This is a genomic window from Pseudoalteromonas sp. SMS1, from assembly GCF_021530565.1.
GTDB lineage: Bacteria > Pseudomonadota > Gammaproteobacteria > Enterobacterales > Alteromonadaceae > Pseudoalteromonas.
On record NZ_JAKGBI010000001.1, the window covers coordinates 290258 to 307124 of the forward strand.

A 16867-nucleotide genomic window follows, 5' to 3' on the forward strand; every position below is an offset into this window, starting at 1 on the left:
ACGCATTAAAATGGCCACATTATGTGGCCTTCGTCGTGAAAAAGGATCAACAATGAAACTGTATACATATTTTCGTTCATCTGCGGCTTATAGAGTACGTATCGCTTTAAACCTCAAAGGTATCGAACATGAGCTTGAAGCAGTTAACTTGCTTAAGTCAGAACAACAACAACAGCCTTACACCGACAAGAACCCTCAAGGCTTATTACCAGCAATGGAAACTGAGCAAGGCACACTCGCACAATCTTTGGCTATTTTAGAATGGCTTGAGGACACACACCCAGAAACGCCACTTCTACCTAGTGACCCTTGGCAAAAAGCGCAAGTACGTAACTTTAGCTACGCAATTGCTTGCGACATCCACCCAATAGATAACCTTCGTGTGCTGAAATATTTGGCAAACGACTTAGGTGTGTCAGATGAGCAAAAAACAACATGGTACCAACATTGGATCATTGAAGGGTTTAAGAAACTTGAGCCAACGCTTGGCGATGGACCATTTTGCTTTGGGGATACACCAACACTGGCAGATCTGTGCCTTGTTCCACAGGTGTTCAACGCACTGAGGTTTAAAGTGGACATGACGCAATTTCCAAAAATTGCCGCCGTTTACGCCCACTGCAATACATTAGAAGCGTTCATTAAAGCTGCACCAGAAAATCAACCAGATGCAGCATAACGTCTACTTCATGTCTGGAGCGTTACTTTAACGCTCCATGTACTTGGTCGATATGGGACAATAAATCATGCCCCAAATCAGTCAAATACCCCCCATCAGGGCGATCTATTACGCCTTTCTCGAACAAACGCTCTGCCGCCGCCAAAATGCTTTGATCAGCACTGCTATGTATTTTTAAACCTTGGTGTAAACTGCTCCTTGGAAATTTTGCTAAAAGTTCTAGTTCCGCCATTAACTGAGTGTCAAATGCCATACTTCCCCCTATTACAATCAAGCTACCATTCGGGCATGACTTGTGCTTACATTAGATATAACTCGTTCGACGAGGTTGCCGTCGAAAATCCCTTTGACCGTAGTTCAAACAAGCAAACATGTTACTAGCTATTATTGTTGTTTTAGCTACTTTGACCTAATAAACATTAGCCCAGACTATGAGTAATGCCATGTATAAGATCAATTTTTTAGCATTTTTAATACTTTTTTTATTTATAAGCCCCATTAACGCAAAACAGCAATCTGCGCGAGTCTTTGTAAATGGCCCTGAACGCGTATGTTGGTTCAACTCATCAAAATACAGCGAAGGCGCAATTATTAAACAGTTTGACCAACTTTATATTTGCAGCCACAAATATGCAAATCAACCTGACAGTCCGTTAGCGTGGCTGCAAGTAAATGAGCAAGGAGATATAAAAAGGCTGGATTTGCGAGGCAAGATACGAGTACACTAGCGCGTCGTAAAAAATGAGATTCATAATGAGTACTGAACAGCCAAATAATCCCCTTCATGGTGTAAAACTTCAAGATATTTTAGAACGACTGGAATCTGAGCTTGGTTGGCAAGAAATGGCTCATCGCGTAAATATCAACTGTTTTAAGTCTGACCCATCCATCAAGTCGAGTTTAAAATTTTTGCGAAAAACGCCATGGGCTAGAGAAAAAGTTGAACAATTATATTTAGATACTTTTCATGGTTTTGCTTGGCCTACTTCACCTAAAAAGTAAAAAGCGATTTACCCAGACTGCTTATATGCGAGCTTGATTTTTTTGGTGATGTGCGGGGCCAAGTTTTTATTGCAAGCAAAGTAGAGCTGGGTATTGAGATTTTCAAGTGTCAGTACCGGTTCTAATAAGCCACTTCTGCTATCATGTTGCTGTTTAAACTTAAATTGATTGTCGCTTAAAATCACTAAATCAACAAAACTACGCCTTGCTTCTAATAACTCAAACACCCTATCAAAGGAGTTTATTAGCACCAAGTTATACCCTTCAATAAATCCATTTTTCACTAAGAATTGATGACTGTAGTTATCTTTGATTACGGCAACTTTATATTGCTTGGCATCTTCTACACTCTCAATGTCGATGCGAGACGATTTCAGTGCATAAAATGAAGTTGTAAATTTGCTGATAGGAAAAATCCAGTTAAATTTCTCACCTCTTTGGTCATTTTTTGCCATAGAGAATATGCACGTATTGCTGTCTCTAGCAGCAGTATTATATGCTGTTGTCCAAGTTTGGACGCTTATATGATAATCAATTTGTGCATTGTCCAGCACCATTCTCACTTTATCAGCCGCGGCGCCAATCAGTTCCCCCTCCCCATTAATGTATTGAAAGTTCGGGAAGTTTTCCGTAACTACATTCAGTTTATATTGCGCATGAGCAACAATCGATGAAATCAATAAACTGAATCCAAACACAAACTTAAGCAACATAGGCTCCTTCTAAAATCGTTTTGCCCACATAAACTATAGGAAAAAATAACTAGAGTGTGAAATTGGGATTTAATTTTGTGAAGTTACGTCGCATTTAATGACAAGGTAGGTGAGAAGGAGGAAGCCCTCCTTCAATTCGGTGATTAAGCTTTGTTCATTGTATCAATTAAGAATGCAGATAGCTTAGCGCCTTCTCTGAGTGTTGTTTCAGAGCTTGACTGTCCCGCCAAAGAACTATCCGTAAATGGCGCGATTTCCATCATATCAGCACCGGTGATAGGAAACTCTTTTGACAAGGCCTTCAAAATTGTCATTGCTTCATCAGGTGTTAAACCGCCCGTCTCAGGTGTTCCTGTCGCTGAAGCAAACTCTTCATCTAACGCATCAATATCGAAACTTACATATAATTCGTCAACATTGTCGGCTTTAAGCTGTTCGATGACCTGCGCAACAATGACATCTGCACCTTGCTCACGAATCTCATGGGCCCAATGTTGTTTGACGCCAAATGTCTCTTCCCAATGCGATTTTGCTTTACCACTAGAGCGGATACCAAACTGGATCAAGTGATGAGGCGCTGGTAAGAACTCCAGGATATGTGTGCACCATGAGCCAAAACAAAGGTCGATGCCTAGTCTTTCAACTAGTAAATCGGTATGTGCATCAAAATGAATTATTGCCGTGCGCTTACCTTGGTCTCTTTTGGCTTTTAAATAAGCTTTTGTTAATGGGTAACTAATAGAGTGATCGCCACCAATACCAAATACCCCCTTATCCGGGTAGTGTTTGTAAAAGCCGTCACATACGTCTTCAGTGATAGAAAGCGGTGCAACAAAATACTCGCTATTTTCATCCTGATAAAGGGCTTTTTGACAGTTAGAAATTGTCCCTTCATTTAAGTACTTGTCGTGCAATAAATGCGGAATTACTCGTACATCGCCTAAATCAAATGCGGAGGTTTGCGGTTGCTGCTCTATTAACGTACTGCGTAAAAAGAGTGGACCCCAGTTCGCGCCACGCAGAATACCGCCGCCACAATCTGAGCTGATCCCCAAAATCGCAGCTTTGTGTTCACTGTCCGCCAATGTTTTCAGAGAGTCTTTCCAAAGGTTTTCAACGCCTTCAGTTTGCCCATATAGTTTTTGTCTGAGTGCTTCTTTTCTTTCTTTCGCTGTGTTTACAGTGAATACACCATCGCCTGGCGGACACAAACAATTTTCTAGTTTTTCAAGGTATTGTGATTTGCTGTTGCTCATAGCGTGCTCCTCAAAAATTTGCATAATCATGCTAAATTTACTCTATATCAAAAACGTACTACGCGATTGAATTCAGCTGACTTGAACTTGAGTTAAGGCGCAAAGGACTTCTAAAAACAAAAAGTAAAAGTATTAAAAATCAAAACCTTAATTTTATTACAAGATAACTTTAGAGAAAATTACAGTTGGAATATGGCTGGTATATCACGACTGACTTATAAGTCAACCGCTGCGGCAATTTTCCTTGAAATGCTCAGCGGTTGATTATTCATTGAAGCTGTCTACTTATTCGTACCCTCTCGGTTTTTTTGTTTTTATAATAGCAATGTATCCATGCCAACTCGCGTATGCTAAAAGCGGCATTATCACGATGAAGCCAGCAGCACCCGTTAAAAACCCAATAAGCACCAGTGTTACAATCGTCAATCCCCACACAAACATTGCAGGCGCGTTGGTTTTAACCGCATGAACAGAAGACACTACCGCGGTCATAATATCAACGCGTCTTTCCATCATAATTTGAGGAGTAAATGCGGATATTGCAAATACGCACAGCATCAAAACACCACCCACAATTGACCCCAATGCCAAAAAGGCCTGTAATTGCTCAAATGTTGGATTAGGAACATTCGGGTACAACGCATGGATCAGTGCAGCCAATCGCATCCATACAATCATAATCACCATCAGCAGTATGGCAAACCCCCATTCTCCTGCGGGATTTCTAAACATGGACTTTAAGCTATGCATTAACGTTGGTTTATGACCTTTTTCTAGTTCCCATGCCACATCATACAATCCAGCGGCAAACGCTGGACCTATTAATGCGAACGCAACTGACGCAGGTAAAATAACGAGGTGGGTACCAGACTGGAATACCAGCCACATAATAAAAGCAGGAATTATGCTAAACACCAAGCCATAAATCAGGCTTAACATTGGCGCTCTAACAATATCTTTCAAAGCCAATGATAACCAATGGAATGGAGCTAGCGCACTTATTTGATTGCTCTCTAAACACCGAGCAAACTCTTGGTTTTTATCGATAGGTTGAGATGTTGGCATAATGTTTCCTCTCTACATTGCTATATTAAGGTTTAGATGAGCACTGGCGAACATGCAAGCATTGCAATAATTGCGTGTTAAATTTGTTATAAAATATTCGTTACTGCCTATCATATAGCCCGACTTTTAGTTGCTCGTTCACCTCGGCTAAAATATAGGCGCTTCGTTACTTCCTATACTGATAGCGGACATCTGTCCTGTACTTAGAAGCGCGTAACTTTAACCATTACGTTTTAGAACATAAAAAGGTTTTTTTATGGAAAAGGTATTTCATTTGGGGTTAACCCAAGCAGATCTCAAAGGCGCAACGCTCGCAATTGTCCCAGGTGACCCTGAGCGTTCTAAACGCATTGCGCATCAACTAGAAGAACCAGTCTGCCTGGCACAAACTCGAGAATTCCACATTTACCTTGCCAACATCAAAGGCCACCCTGTGGTCATTTGCTCAACTGGCATTGGGGGTCCTTCAACATCTATCGCAGTTGAAGAGCTTGCTCAGCTTGGCATCAAGACATTTTTAAGAATTGGAACAACTGGTGCAATCCAACCTCATATTGATGAAGGTGATATTTTAGTCAGTACTGCATCAGTGCGTCTGGACGGCGCAAGTCAGCATTTTGCACCGCTATCATACCCAGCGGTTTCTGACTTCCATTCAACACAGGCCATGGTGCAGGCGTGTGAATTTGAAGGCGTGCCATACCACACTGGCATTACTGCTTCCAGTGACACCTTCTACCCAGGTCAGGAGCGTTATGATACGTATTCAGGCTATGTTTCCAAGGCATTTCAAGGCTCTTGCGAAGAGTGGCAAAAGCTGAATGTCATGAATTATGAAATGGAGTCAGCAACATTATTCACTATGTGCGCAGCACTTGGACTAAAGGCTGCTTGTGTCGCGGGTGTGCTTGTAAATAGAACAAGACAAGAGATCCCTGATGTAGATCACCAAATGGTAGAAAAACGCGCGGTATCTGTGGTGATTAAAGCTGCAGAAATAATCGTGACTAAAACAAAGTAGGCATTGCCTACTTTGATTCGAAAACATGGTGCACCAAGGAAGACTCACCATTTAAATTTGATAAGACAGCCTCTGCGACCGCTTTTTGATTTTCAACCCCTTTAGTTTCAACCAAGGTAATTCGCTCCACCTCTACTTCAGAGAGAGCTTCACCCGCCAAAGCTAATTGACTTAATGCACTGCTCATTGGACTCAAACTCGGGCTATAAGCTGCGTTCTCGGCGTATCGACCATAAAACACTCTACCATCGGTGAGCACCAACTCTGCTGCGCTCATATTGTGACTATAGGGTACATAGGCCAATTTAACTTGCTCTTTTAATTCTCGTGAGATTGGCAAATCAATGTCAATATCCCCTTTAATCTGAGACATTAATGCCTCTTGATTACCTAAATCCTGCGGGCCAAAATCACAAGGTAATAACTCTTCAAGTGAATACCTGCCAGTAGGCAGTATGATGTCGAGTGTGCCAGCGGTGCTTAGCTCATTCATAAACTGTCGGCAGAATCCGCAAGGTGCAGCGTTTATTGCAATCGACGTAATTTCTTTCGCGCCATTAATCCACGCGTTTGCAATGGCGGCCTGCTCAGCATGCACAACTAACGATAAGGCTTGGCGTTTAAACTCTAGATTAGCGCCTAAGTACATATTTCCCGTTTGTTTATCGAAAATGACCGCACCGACATAAAAAGAAGAAATCGGCGCTTGCGCAAATTTGGCCGCGATGGGCAACAATGCTTGTTGTAGGGACTCGATATCACAATCTAGCTGGGACATGAGTTTATTGACTAAATCCGCACTCACTACACCGTGTGTCTGTTTGCAGGACTCTATGATAAATAATTCAGTTTTGTTGTCTATTAATGCCATAACTTTTTTATTATAGAATATGGCATGCCAGTTTACGCACCTTTTAAGCGTTACTCAACCATTCCTTTGCAGATTTAAAACATTCAAAATTTTCAGCGTGAATACCAAAGCGTTTTACTTTTTGTAAAAACAAATCGTGCATATACCCCTCAAAGCCGACAACACGAGCGATCTGCATATTGGACACATAGTGCGCGACTTTTGGCATGACATTAACAATGTCAATGGCGGCAAATCGATGCTCTAGTTCAGACACATCTACCAAAACTTTATTACTGCCATGAGATTGCGCATATTTTTGTACTGCTTTGTAAGCATTTAAAACATCTTCAACGCCAGCGCGTCCTCTCACCGTCATCATAATTAATGAAGTAGATTTATCGTATGTGATGCTGGTCGATAACAATGACATTTCTCGCTCTATATGTGGTTAAGTTTACAAAATTTCTTTCGTGGCCGTGAATTTTAATTTATAGAGGCTGGCTGTCAACAAATTACGATTTAAAAACTAGTAAAAAATAAAAAACCAACCCTTATGGATTGGTTTTTTATTTCTAGTTGTTATTTAAAAGTATATTTTTAAAACTTTTAGGAAAATAGGGTTAGCCCGTATTGCGTAACCCTGCTGCAATACCCATCATTGTAATCATCAAAGCACTGTCTAATTGATGGTTTTGCGATTCTCTCGTGCGCTTTAATAGCTCCACTTGTAACAAGTTTAGCGGGTCTGTATACGGGTTTCTGAGTTTAATTGATTCTTTAACCCAAGGCTGCGCTGAAAGCAAACTGCCTTTAGGCGCAAGCCTCTGCACACCTGCCATGGTTTCTTTAAGTTCAATGCGCAACGTTTCGCCGATTGGACGCAGTTCATTTGGTACCAGCCGTTCGTCATAATATTCAGTCAACCACAGGTCTGCTTTGCAAAACACCATCTCTAGCATTTCTAAACGTGTTCTAAAGAATGGCCACAAATCACTCATCTCTTCAATTAATGCTTCCCCCCCTAAATCTAGTACCGCTTTAATGCCCTCATTGGCTCCAAGCCAGGCTGGTAACATCAACCTATTTTGGCTCCAAGCAAAAATCCATGGTATCGCACGCAAACTTTCAATGCCCCCTTTAGGGTTTCGCTTAGCAGGCCTAGAGCCCAATGGTAGCTTGGCAAGTTCTATCTCTGGTGTTGCACTGCGAAAGTAAGCAACAAAATCGGGGGTGTTACGTACATATTTACGATATTGTTCACATGAAGCTTTGCTGAGTAGTTGCATCGCCTCGCGCCATTGTGATTTGGGTGTTGGCGGTGGAAACAAATTATTTTCGACAATGGCACTTGCGTACAGCGATAAACTTTGGATGGCAACCGTGGACAAACCGAATTTAAAGCGAATCATCTCGCCTTGCTCGGTCACTCTCAGTCCATGCTTTAATGATCCGGGTGGCTGAGACCGGAGCGCTTGCATCGCAGGGGCACCACCCCGGCCGATGGTACCACCTCGACCATGGAACAGCTTCATCTTAATACCATGTTGCTCACCAAGCGTAATCAGTGATTCCATCGCGCAATACTGTGCCCAACCCGCGGCCATCATTCCAGCATCTTTCGCAGAGTCAGAGTACCCTATCATGATGTATTGTTGGTGTGCGAGGTGGCCTTTATACCAGCTGGACCCTAACAACGCTTTCATCACTTCTGGCGCCCGATTCAAATCATCGAGCGTCTCGAAGAGTGGCGCAACAGGTAAGTTAAATCTAACACCGCTTTCTTTGAGAAGCAGTTGTACTGCCAGCACATCAGACGCATTACGTGCCATTGAGATAACGTATATCCCCAGTGCAGCTCGGTCTTGCGCAGCAATGGTTTCAAAAGTATTGATAACTTCTTGCGCAGCCTCACTTGGCTGCCAGTGCTTTGGAATGATTGGTCTTCTAGAGCTTAATTCGGAGAGTAAAAAAGCTTGTTTGTCAGCTTCAGACCACTGCGCATAGTCGCCAATACCCAAATATCTTGTCAGCTCAGAAAGTACCTCGGTATGCCGGGCTGAGTCTTGTCTAATATCAAGCTTACAAAGGTGTACACCAAAACAATCTAGGCGTCGTAACACATCCAGTAGTAGCCCTTTTGCAATAACTTCCATGCCCTGTTCATTTAACGAATTAAAGCAAACAAGTAACGGTGCTCTAAGCTGATCGGTAAAACGGATTTTGTCGTTACTGGAGCTGGGTAATCCTTTTATTTTATCTTCTAAATGATTGATCGTTTCTCGCAAATCCGCTTTAAGTGATTTCAATAATTGACGATAGGGTTCCGTGTTATCATTTGTCATAGCGCGCAATGATTCACTCGCTTCTCGCATTGAAAGTTCTGCACTTAACTTATCTAAATCCCTGTAATACAAGTCCAACGCCATCCACCGGCCATGATCGAGTACACTCTGTGTCACTTCTGCCGTTACATTAGGGTTACCATCTCTGTCTCCCCCCATCCATGATGCCAATTTTACGGGAGCGTAATTTAGTGGTAAATCGACTTGTAAATTCGCTTTAACCAGTTTGCTCAACTTATCCACAAACTGAGGAATTGCATGCCATAAGCTATTCTCCACTACCGCAAAGCCCCACTTAGCTTCCTCTAGTGGTGTGGGCCGTTTATCTCGAATTTCATTTGTATGCCACGCTTGGCAAATTAACTGAGCGATGCGAGATAAAATGGCTTCTTTTTCGATAGTATCGAATTCGTTATTTTCTAGCTGCTTCAGACAGTCACTCAATTCAACGTGTTTGCTTATAATTGTTCGGCGTGTTACCTCTGTGGGGTGCGCCGTTAAAACAAGTTCAATTTGTAATGCCTGAACAGCGTCCAGCGCATCCCCCAAGGAACACTCGCCTTTTTCAATGCGCATTTTTAAAGTGTTTAACGTATTTTCAATTGTGACGAAGGGGCCTTCTGGCGCACCAGATTTAGAAACTGTGTGATACTGATCGGCAACATTTGCAAGATTAAGAAAGTGGTTAAACGCTCTACAAACCGGCAGCAGCTCCTCATTGCTCAGTGCTTTTAAGGTATCAATCAATGTTTGACGAGCTTGGTGGTCGCCGCTGCGAGACGCTTTTGCAAGGTGCCTAATTTGCTCCACCTTTTCCAGTATTTTTTCGCCTTGAGCATGCTCGATAGTGGCACCTAAGCACTCCCCGAGCAAACTAACATTACGGCGTAAATTTGTATATTGCTGATCCATAAACATTCCTTGAATACTAATTAATCAATCCAATATACTGCCAAACAGGCATAAATGAAAAGACCATTTCATGACAGGCAAGGCGGCAAATAATGAGCCATGAACGCCATTTTTTAGACTGATCCAAGTGCCAATTTCATCCGTAAAGATAAAAAATTACAAGCTTTGATAACGATGAATCAAGAAACGGCAGTTGTGATAGGCGCCAGTGGCGCGATAGGAAAGGCACTCGTCAACGAGAAGCTTAAACACCGTGCACACGTGATAGCAGTCAGCAGGTCCCCTATCAGCATAAAACATCCGTACATGACTATGTACGAAACAGACTATTCGCAAAAAAGTATCTTGTCGGTTGCAGACAAGATAACCAGGGTTAATCCAAAAATTCAGTCCATAACCGTATGCAATGGCGCGCTTCACACGCAAGATAACATGCCTGAAAAAAGAATCGAGTCGTTCGACAGTGACTACTTTAATACTTTGCTGCACGTCAACACGGCAGTGCCATTTAATTGGCTGCAAGCATTTATGCCTCACTTGTTGTCGACAGAGTTACCATGTGTGTTTACTGCGCTGAGCGCACGTATTGGGAGCATAAATGACAACCGACTTGGCGGCTGGTATAGCTATCGCGCATCAAAGGCTGCGCTGAACATGCTTTTTAAGACCGCAGCGATAGAGTTAAAACGCAGAAAATGCAACGCCAAATTGATGCTATTTCACCCCGGTACAACGGATTCTGAGCTTTCAAAGCCATTTCAAAATAATGTGCCACCAGACAAACTCTTCTCCCCTGCTTTCGTTGCCGAACTGCTCAATAAATTTGAGCATAGCAGAGAATTTGATGGCGAAGTTGATTTTATTGATTGGCAAGGTGAAACCATAAACTGGTGATGAGATGATTTTAAACAACAAAGACTTATTACAATTCCAAGAACGATACAGAGCCCATTTTGTGAATTCGTTGTCTGGATACAAAAGCGCAAACTTAATCGGCACCCGCAGCCTTCAAGGTGATGAAAATCTATCAATTGTAAGCTCAGTCTTTCACTTGGGGGCTAATCCCCCTTTGATGGGCGTGATTTTTAGGCCTCATAGCGTTAGAAGAGACACGTTAGAAAACATTATAGAAACTGAGTCATACACAATTAATCACGTAAACTCACTAATTTGGAAAGAAGCGCATCAAACCTCAGCACGATATAAAGAGCATCAGTCTGAATTTGAAGAAACAGGCTTGAAACCTTATTATCATGACGAGTTTGATGCACCTTTCGTCGCTCAAAGCCAACTTAAAATCGGGCTAAAGCTCCGAGAGTACAAAACAATTGAACTGAACAAAACCGTGATGGTTATTGGCGAGATTGTACATGTTGAAGTACCTAATGGTGCAGTAAACGAAGACGGCTACATTAACATTGAGCAACTTGATACGGTCGCAGTGTCCGGGCTGGATTGTTATCACACAACTCAGAAACTCGCTAGGTTAGACTACGCAAAGCCTGATAGGCAAGTCTCAGTGAAACGCTAAACTGACGAGGCTTAGCGCAGCTAAGCCTACTACTCTCTTATTATGAAATTGCACATAATAACCTTATCCACGCTCATTTAAATTGATAAACAACAAGAATATGTGGGCTTTTCTCATTCAAACTTTCAATTTTACGCGTATTTACCCCATTGAGCTTCATTGAAATCGATGGTAGCATCGAGAAAATTTATTAAAACGTTCGCCAAATGCGTAAATTTTCTATCATAATTGTAATGCTATGTATTCTGAGTACTCAGGTATTCGGAAGTATTGCTTATGATGGACAACATCAATCGCAAGGTGACACGCATGGCCTACTACATGAAATTGGTCAGCCCCACAGTCATGATCACAATGATGAAGTAAACTTCACACTTTCTTTCACACAAGAAGCGGTTGAACACATTAATCAAGACCTTGAATGCTGTATAACCGCCATCGTTGAAGCTTCTCCCCTAAGAGAGCCTGCAATTAAACCAACCGGGCCCGTTATTTCGCTTTCCGCCGATTGGTCTCCGCCTTTTTTAAAACATAATACGCCCCCACCTCGGGCTTAATTCAAACGAACTTTTTTCGCAGTCAATGCACCGGTGTGCATGGCGAGTGTTGTTGTTTTTTTGGAATATTTATGTATTTTAATTTAGTTTTGCTGCGTACCATGCAGCGTGCACTAAGCAGTATGTTGCTTATCGTGCTTATATTTTTGTTTAATTCATTTAGCGCTTACGCTTCTCCAGGTGCCCATGGGCCAAATGGAGAACACTTGAATACTCAACCTAAAGTTGATGTATCAAGCATTCCCACATTTGAAAGTGCTACAGAATCCTTTGAACTGGTTGGTTTACTCTATGACCATCAATTGGTTATTTACCTTCACGATTTTAAATCAAATGTCCCTGTCACTAATGCATCTATTGAATTAGAAGTAGAGAACCTATCGGCGAGCATGGTGTACTCCATGCAAAGAAGCGCCTACATACTAAACGATGAAGCAGTGCTATCAACACTGATCCGCGCTGGTACACATGAAATTGTACTGACCGTTTTGGCCGATAATCGCGGGGACCTGTTAACGGCCAGCCTTGAGACTGTCGTAAAACCTCGCAGTGATGCAACCCAGCGTTCGCCCCACCACCATGAATTTCCATGGCTGATTGCCGCAATGTGCCTTTTAGTTTTTGTCGCAGGATATATGTTTGGCCGCCAATCAAAGGAGTCAAAATCATGAAATTTTATCGTTCACTTATCTTACCTTTAGGCTTATATTCCCTCACTGCCTTAGCCGCTCCGGGGGCACATGGCCCTAATGGCGAACACCTAGCACAATCATCAAATAAAGCGTCTGGCGCTATGGGTCGACAGTCAAATGGGATTGTTTTTTTGCCAATGCACCATCAAGCATTACTCAGTATTAAAACGCAATTTGTCACTGACACACATGCACAAAGGCATACACAGTTAGACGCCGTCGTAAAACATCATCCAGACGGTTACGCGAAAATACAATCAAGTAGTGATGGCCGGCTTGATGCATCTTCAGAAGGTATTAGACCCAGCGGTAGCCGTGTACAAGCCGGCGATATACTTGGGCTCATTCGATACCAAGACACTGCCTATGAATTCGCAAGCCAAACCAGTGAACTTATCGCTATTAGAAACCAAATTTCTCAGACTCAACGAGATGTTATACGCTTAAAAACCCTCGGAGAGTTGGCGTCTAAGCAAGGGTTAGAACAACTCGAAACTGAGTTATTCAGTTTGAAGCAACAGGCAAACGCGTTACAAAGCGGGTTAGAAAAACCCGAGTTTTTAATTGCACCTATATCAGGCGTACTTATCAACCATGATGCATCTAGAGGTCAATGGGTCGAAGCTGGCGAGACCATTTTTGAAATCATTTCACCCAATCAGTATGTGATCGAAGCCACTACAAGTCATCACCAATTATCTTTGCAAGTAAGCGCGGCCAACATTGAAGAGCAACCAAACCTATCTTTGAATTACATTGGTCACGCACCAAAGCAAGTGAACGGCTTAACACTCCTTAATTTTGAACTTGCTGATGACACTCACGAGTCGAACCTCTTTGTCGACCAACGAGTTTCATTGAGGGTGCAAACTAACGAAACACGACGGGGCATAATCTTGCCTGAGGATGCCATTGTGCTAAGTCAAAACAACCTCCCTCAGGTCTGGATAAAACTCTCAGCAGAACAGTTTTTACCTCAGTTAATTCAATATGAATCTCTGCAGCCAGGGTTTGTGCTTGTAACCCAAGGGTTAGGTGCAGGTAACCGAGTGGTGGTTGAAGGTGCATCACTACTAAATCAGGTGAGATAGACAAACAATGTTTAATTTATTAGTCAAATCAAGTTTAAAGCATCGTTTGGTCGTTTTACTCGTCGCTTGTGTGATGATGATATATGGCGTGATGCAAGGCCAACAGCTACCAATTGATGTTTTTCCCAACCTAAACAAGCCGGTGGTTACCGTGCTAACTGAGGCTGGTGGCATGGCACCAGAAGAAGTCGAGCAATTAGTGACTTTCCCTTTAGAAAATCTTTTGAATGGAGTAACGGGGGTCACACGCATTCGCTCTACTTCCGGTATTGGTTTATCAATCATTTACATTGAATTCGAGTGGGATACCGATGCCTATCAAAATAGGCAATTGGTGTCTGAACGATTGGACTTAGCGTCAGAGCAGCTCCCAAATGGCATATCTCCTGTCATGGGCCCTATTTCATCCATCATGGGCGAAGTTATGCTTATCGCGCTTCCCATTCATGAGGAAGGAAAAACCGATGCTATGAAAGCACGCGAGTATACCGACTTTGTACTTCGGCCAAGAATACTGTCTATTGCAGGTGTTGCTCAGGTCATTCCCATTGGTGGTGAAGTGCGCCAGCTTAGAGTTTCTCCTGATACCATGCGTATGCGCCAACTTAATATCTCACTGAGTGAACTACACAATGGGCTCGAGGATTTTGCAGCAAACTTTGGAGGTGGTTTTATTGATTTAAACAATCAAGAGTACCTTATACGCCATCAAGGACGTACATTAGACATCCGGCACTTACAAAATTTGGCAATTGGCTGGCGAAACGATCGCCCTATTTTGCTCTCAGAAATCGCTCAAGTCAGTTATTCTGCTGCTGAAAAGCGCGGCGACGGTGGGTTTAACGGCCGTGCAGCGGTTGTTATCAATGTACAAAAGCAGCCTGATGCCGACACCGTTCAACTTACCCAAAAAATAGAAGCTGCGCTAGAAGAGTTAGAAGCTGGATTACCAAGTGGCCTTGCCCCGCCGCAAATTCTTTTCAGACAAGCTGACTTCATTCAATCTTCCATTGACAACGTCACTGAAGCTCTTCGAGATGGGGCCATTATGGTTGCGATTGTCTTGTTTTTGTTCCTACTCAGCGCAAAAACTACCATAATCTCATTACTTGCTATTCCCCTCTCTCTTGCCGTGACCGTGCTAATATTTAATTGGTTAGGGCAGAGCATCAATGTCATGACACTGGGCGGCCTGGCCATTGCAATTGGAGAGCTTGTTGATGACTCAGTCGTTGATGTCGAAAACATTCTCAGGCGCCTAAAGCAAAACGCACTATTGCAAGCCCCCAAGCCAGTGTTCGAGATAATTTGGCATGCAAGTTTAGAAGTTAGATCAGGCATTGTTTACGCAACCGCGATTGTCATTTTGGTATTTTTGCCCTTGTTTGCACTCCCCGGCATCGAGGGCCGACTGTTTTCACCACTCGGGTTAGCCTACATCGTGGCTATTCTTGGTTCATTGCTGGTGTCAATGACCGTCACACCGGTGCTTTGTTACTATCTTCTTCCCAAGGCAAAAGTCGTACACCAAGGTGATAGTTGGCTCGTAAAAAGACTAAAATCACTGCAAAGTAGATGGATTGACTGGGCTTTAGCTAAAAAGACGAATTACTTAATTGCCTTCACCGGCGCCATCGCCTTGTTGTCTGCTGTGAGTATTACACAGTTTCCACGCGCTTTTTTGCCCCCCTTCAATGAGGGCTCATTAGTACTTGGAATTATCTTTGAACCCGGGACATCTTTGGATGAGTCAAATAGAATGGGACATTTAGCCGAATCCCTATTACTGACGGTCCCCGAGGTCACCCAAGTTGGCAGACGCACTGGTCGCGCAGAATTAGATGAACACGCTGAGGGCGTCCACGCTTCCGAAGTCGATGTTGATTTGGCCTATTCTGAGCGTTCTCGAGAAGAGGTGCTCACTGAGATCCGCGAGAAACTGGCTGTCATTCCAGGACAAGTCGCCATTGGCCAACCAATTTCACATCGTCTTGATCACTTATTATCAGGTGTGAGAGCTCAGCTAGCCATCAAACTGTTTGGTGATGATCTTGCGGCTTTACGCATTAGTGCACAAGCGCTTCGCGCTAAACTTGAAGCGGTACCCGGGTTGGTTGATGTCAACATCGAAAAGCAAGTCTTAATACCTCAACTAAGTATTCGTATAAAGCACACAGCACTTGCACAATATGGACTGACGCCAGGTTCAGCACTGCGTCAACTCAACTTGCTAACAGAGGGCGTTGAAGTTACTGAGGTGGTAGACGGGGTAAAACGATTTGCATTGGTGTTACGACTCGATGATGCAAAGCGTACGCCGCAAGCACTTGCCTACACCTTAATCAACTCACCAGCAGGCGCAATCCCAATATCTTATATTGCAGATATAGAATTGCTTGATGGGCCGAACCAAATCTTGAGAGAAAATGGTCGGCGCCGACTCGTACTATATGCCAATAGCGAAAATGTTGATGTTAAGCAATTGCTCAGCGTTATTCGTGACATTGTTGCAACCCATCAACTACCCGATGGCAGTTTCATCCGTTTAGAAGGGCAATTTTTAGCGCAAGAGCAAGCCATGCGCTTGCTAATTGTGTTGTCGGCCTTGTCGTTTGCACTGATTTTTTTAGTGTTGTACCTGCGTTATAAATCCGTGGTGTTTGCCAGTATTATCATGTGTAGCTTACCGATGGCTCTAATTGGCTCTGTGGTTGCAATGTGGTTAACTTCCACAGCACTTTCTGTGGCTTCGGTTGTCGGCTTCATTACCTTGACCGGTATTGCAGCGCGCAATGGCATTTTAAAAATTAGCCATTATCTAAACTTAATTCGATTTGAGGGTGAGTCATTTAATGCGTCACTTATCAAAAGAGGCGCAAGTGAGCGCCTGTCTCCCGTGCTCATGACATCGATGGTGACTGCATTTGCCCTTACTCCTCTACTTTGGGCTGCAGACCAGCCAGGTAAAGAGATTCTGCATCCAGTTGCTATCGTGATATTTTCGGGCTTAGTCAGCTCGACATTACTGGACATATTATTAACGCCATTACTGTATTGGAAGTTTGGCAAAAAGCCGACCGAAGTATGGTTGAAAAGCGGCTCTAACAAGTCAATTTAACGGGTCTTTACAGCAACACCTACAAAAATAAGTAT

The 16867-nt window shown here is 43.0% G+C and carries 17 protein-coding genes; 10 read left to right on the forward strand and 7 right to left on the reverse strand.

Annotation, left to right across the window (positions count from 1 at the left end; translation table 11 throughout):
• Positions 1-52 precede the first annotated feature (52 nt).
• Positions 53-679 (forward strand): maleylacetoacetate isomerase, encoded by a 627-nt coding sequence (gene maiA, locus L1286_RS01210; RefSeq protein ID WP_235405095.1) that lies wholly within the window; start codon positions 53-55, stop codon positions 677-679.
• 22 nt (positions 680-701) lie between these two features.
• Here the strand turns inward: maiA and L1286_RS01215 are convergent, their stop codons facing one another.
• Positions 702-932 (reverse strand): TIGR02647 family protein, encoded by a 231-nt coding sequence (locus L1286_RS01215; RefSeq protein WP_063356194.1) that lies wholly within the window; start codon positions 930-932, stop codon positions 702-704.
• Between the two features lie 190 nt (positions 933-1122).
• Between L1286_RS01215 and L1286_RS24280 the strand changes: the two genes are divergently transcribed.
• A complete protein-coding gene (locus L1286_RS24280; RefSeq protein ID WP_442961651.1) occupies positions 1123-1407 on the forward strand; it encodes a DUF1496 domain-containing protein in 285 nt (94 codons plus the stop codon).
• A gap of 25 nt (positions 1408-1432) precedes the next feature.
• Positions 1433-1681, forward strand: a complete 249-nt coding sequence (locus L1286_RS01220; protein WP_235405096.1) for a VF530 family DNA-binding protein — start codon at positions 1433-1435, stop codon at positions 1679-1681.
• An 8-nt stretch (positions 1682-1689) separates the two neighbouring features.
• On the opposite strand, the gene L1286_RS01225 is transcribed toward L1286_RS01220, so the two are convergent.
• The 3 genes from L1286_RS01225 to L1286_RS01235 form a co-directional block, all read right to left on the reverse strand.
• Positions 1690-2394 (reverse strand): substrate-binding periplasmic protein, encoded by a 705-nt coding sequence (locus tag L1286_RS01225; RefSeq protein ID WP_235405097.1) that lies wholly within the window; start codon positions 2392-2394, stop codon positions 1690-1692.
• A 143-nt stretch (positions 2395-2537) separates the two neighbouring features.
• Complete coding sequence (locus L1286_RS01230) at positions 2538-3650, reverse strand: arginase family protein (RefSeq protein ID WP_235405098.1); 1113 nt, start codon at positions 3648-3650, stop codon at positions 2538-2540.
• A gap of 285 nt (positions 3651-3935) precedes the next feature.
• Entirely contained in the window at positions 3936-4715 is a 780-nt protein-coding gene (locus L1286_RS01235) for a DUF2189 domain-containing protein (RefSeq protein WP_235405099.1), read from the reverse strand.
• Between the two features lie 256 nt (positions 4716-4971).
• Between L1286_RS01235 and udp the strand changes: the two genes are divergently transcribed.
• Positions 4972-5736, forward strand: a complete 765-nt coding sequence (gene udp, locus L1286_RS01240; protein WP_235405101.1) for a uridine phosphorylase — start codon at positions 4972-4974, stop codon at positions 5734-5736.
• Positions 5737-5743: 7 nt separating this feature from the next.
• On the opposite strand, the gene cdd is transcribed toward udp, so the two are convergent.
• The 3 genes from cdd to ppc all read right to left on the reverse strand — a co-directional run bounded on the left by cdd (position 5744) and on the right by ppc (position 9843).
• Positions 5744-6607, reverse strand: a complete 864-nt coding sequence (gene cdd / locus L1286_RS01245) for a cytidine deaminase (RefSeq protein ID WP_235405102.1) — start codon at positions 6605-6607, stop codon at positions 5744-5746.
• A 43-nt stretch (positions 6608-6650) separates the two neighbouring features.
• Positions 6651-7019 carry a hypothetical protein gene (locus tag L1286_RS01250; protein ID WP_235405103.1) on the reverse strand — a complete coding sequence of 123 codons (369 nt, stop codon included), beginning with the start codon at positions 7017-7019 and terminating at the stop codon, positions 6651-6653.
• Positions 7020-7209: 190 nt separating this feature from the next.
• Positions 7210-9843, reverse strand: a complete 2634-nt coding sequence (gene ppc / locus L1286_RS01255; protein ID WP_235405104.1) for a phosphoenolpyruvate carboxylase — start codon at positions 9841-9843, stop codon at positions 7210-7212.
• A gap of 174 nt (positions 9844-10017) precedes the next feature.
• On the opposite strand from ppc, the gene L1286_RS01260 reads away from it, so the two are divergent.
• The 6 genes from L1286_RS01260 to L1286_RS01285 all read left to right on the forward strand — a co-directional run bounded on the left by L1286_RS01260 (position 10018) and on the right by L1286_RS01285 (position 16832).
• The gene (locus tag L1286_RS01260; protein WP_235405105.1) at positions 10018-10737 is read left to right on the forward strand and encodes an SDR family NAD(P)-dependent oxidoreductase; all 720 of its coding nucleotides are present in this window, start codon (positions 10018-10020) and stop codon (positions 10735-10737) included.
• Positions 10738-10741: 4 nt separating this feature from the next.
• Entirely contained in the window at positions 10742-11374 is a 633-nt protein-coding gene (locus L1286_RS01265) for a flavin reductase family protein (protein WP_235405107.1), read from the forward strand.
• Positions 11375-11580: 206 nt separating this feature from the next.
• Entirely contained in the window at positions 11581-11931 is a 351-nt protein-coding gene (locus L1286_RS01270; protein WP_235405108.1) for a hypothetical protein, read from the forward strand.
• Between the two features lie 71 nt (positions 11932-12002).
• Positions 12003-12602: a hypothetical protein gene (locus tag L1286_RS01275; RefSeq protein ID WP_235405110.1), complete on the forward strand. Its 600-nt coding sequence runs from the start codon at positions 12003-12005 to the stop codon at positions 12600-12602.
• Positions 12599-13714, forward strand: coding sequence for an efflux RND transporter periplasmic adaptor subunit (locus L1286_RS01280; protein ID WP_235405112.1), 1116 nt, complete (start codon positions 12599-12601; stop codon positions 13712-13714). The genes L1286_RS01275 and L1286_RS01280 overlap by 4 nt, the downstream gene beginning before the upstream one ends.
• 7 nt (positions 13715-13721) lie before the next feature.
• Positions 13722-16832 carry an efflux RND transporter permease subunit gene (locus L1286_RS01285; RefSeq protein ID WP_235405114.1) on the forward strand — a complete coding sequence of 1037 codons (3111 nt, stop codon included), beginning with the start codon at positions 13722-13724 and terminating at the stop codon, positions 16830-16832.
• Positions 16833-16867 lie beyond the last annotated feature (35 nt).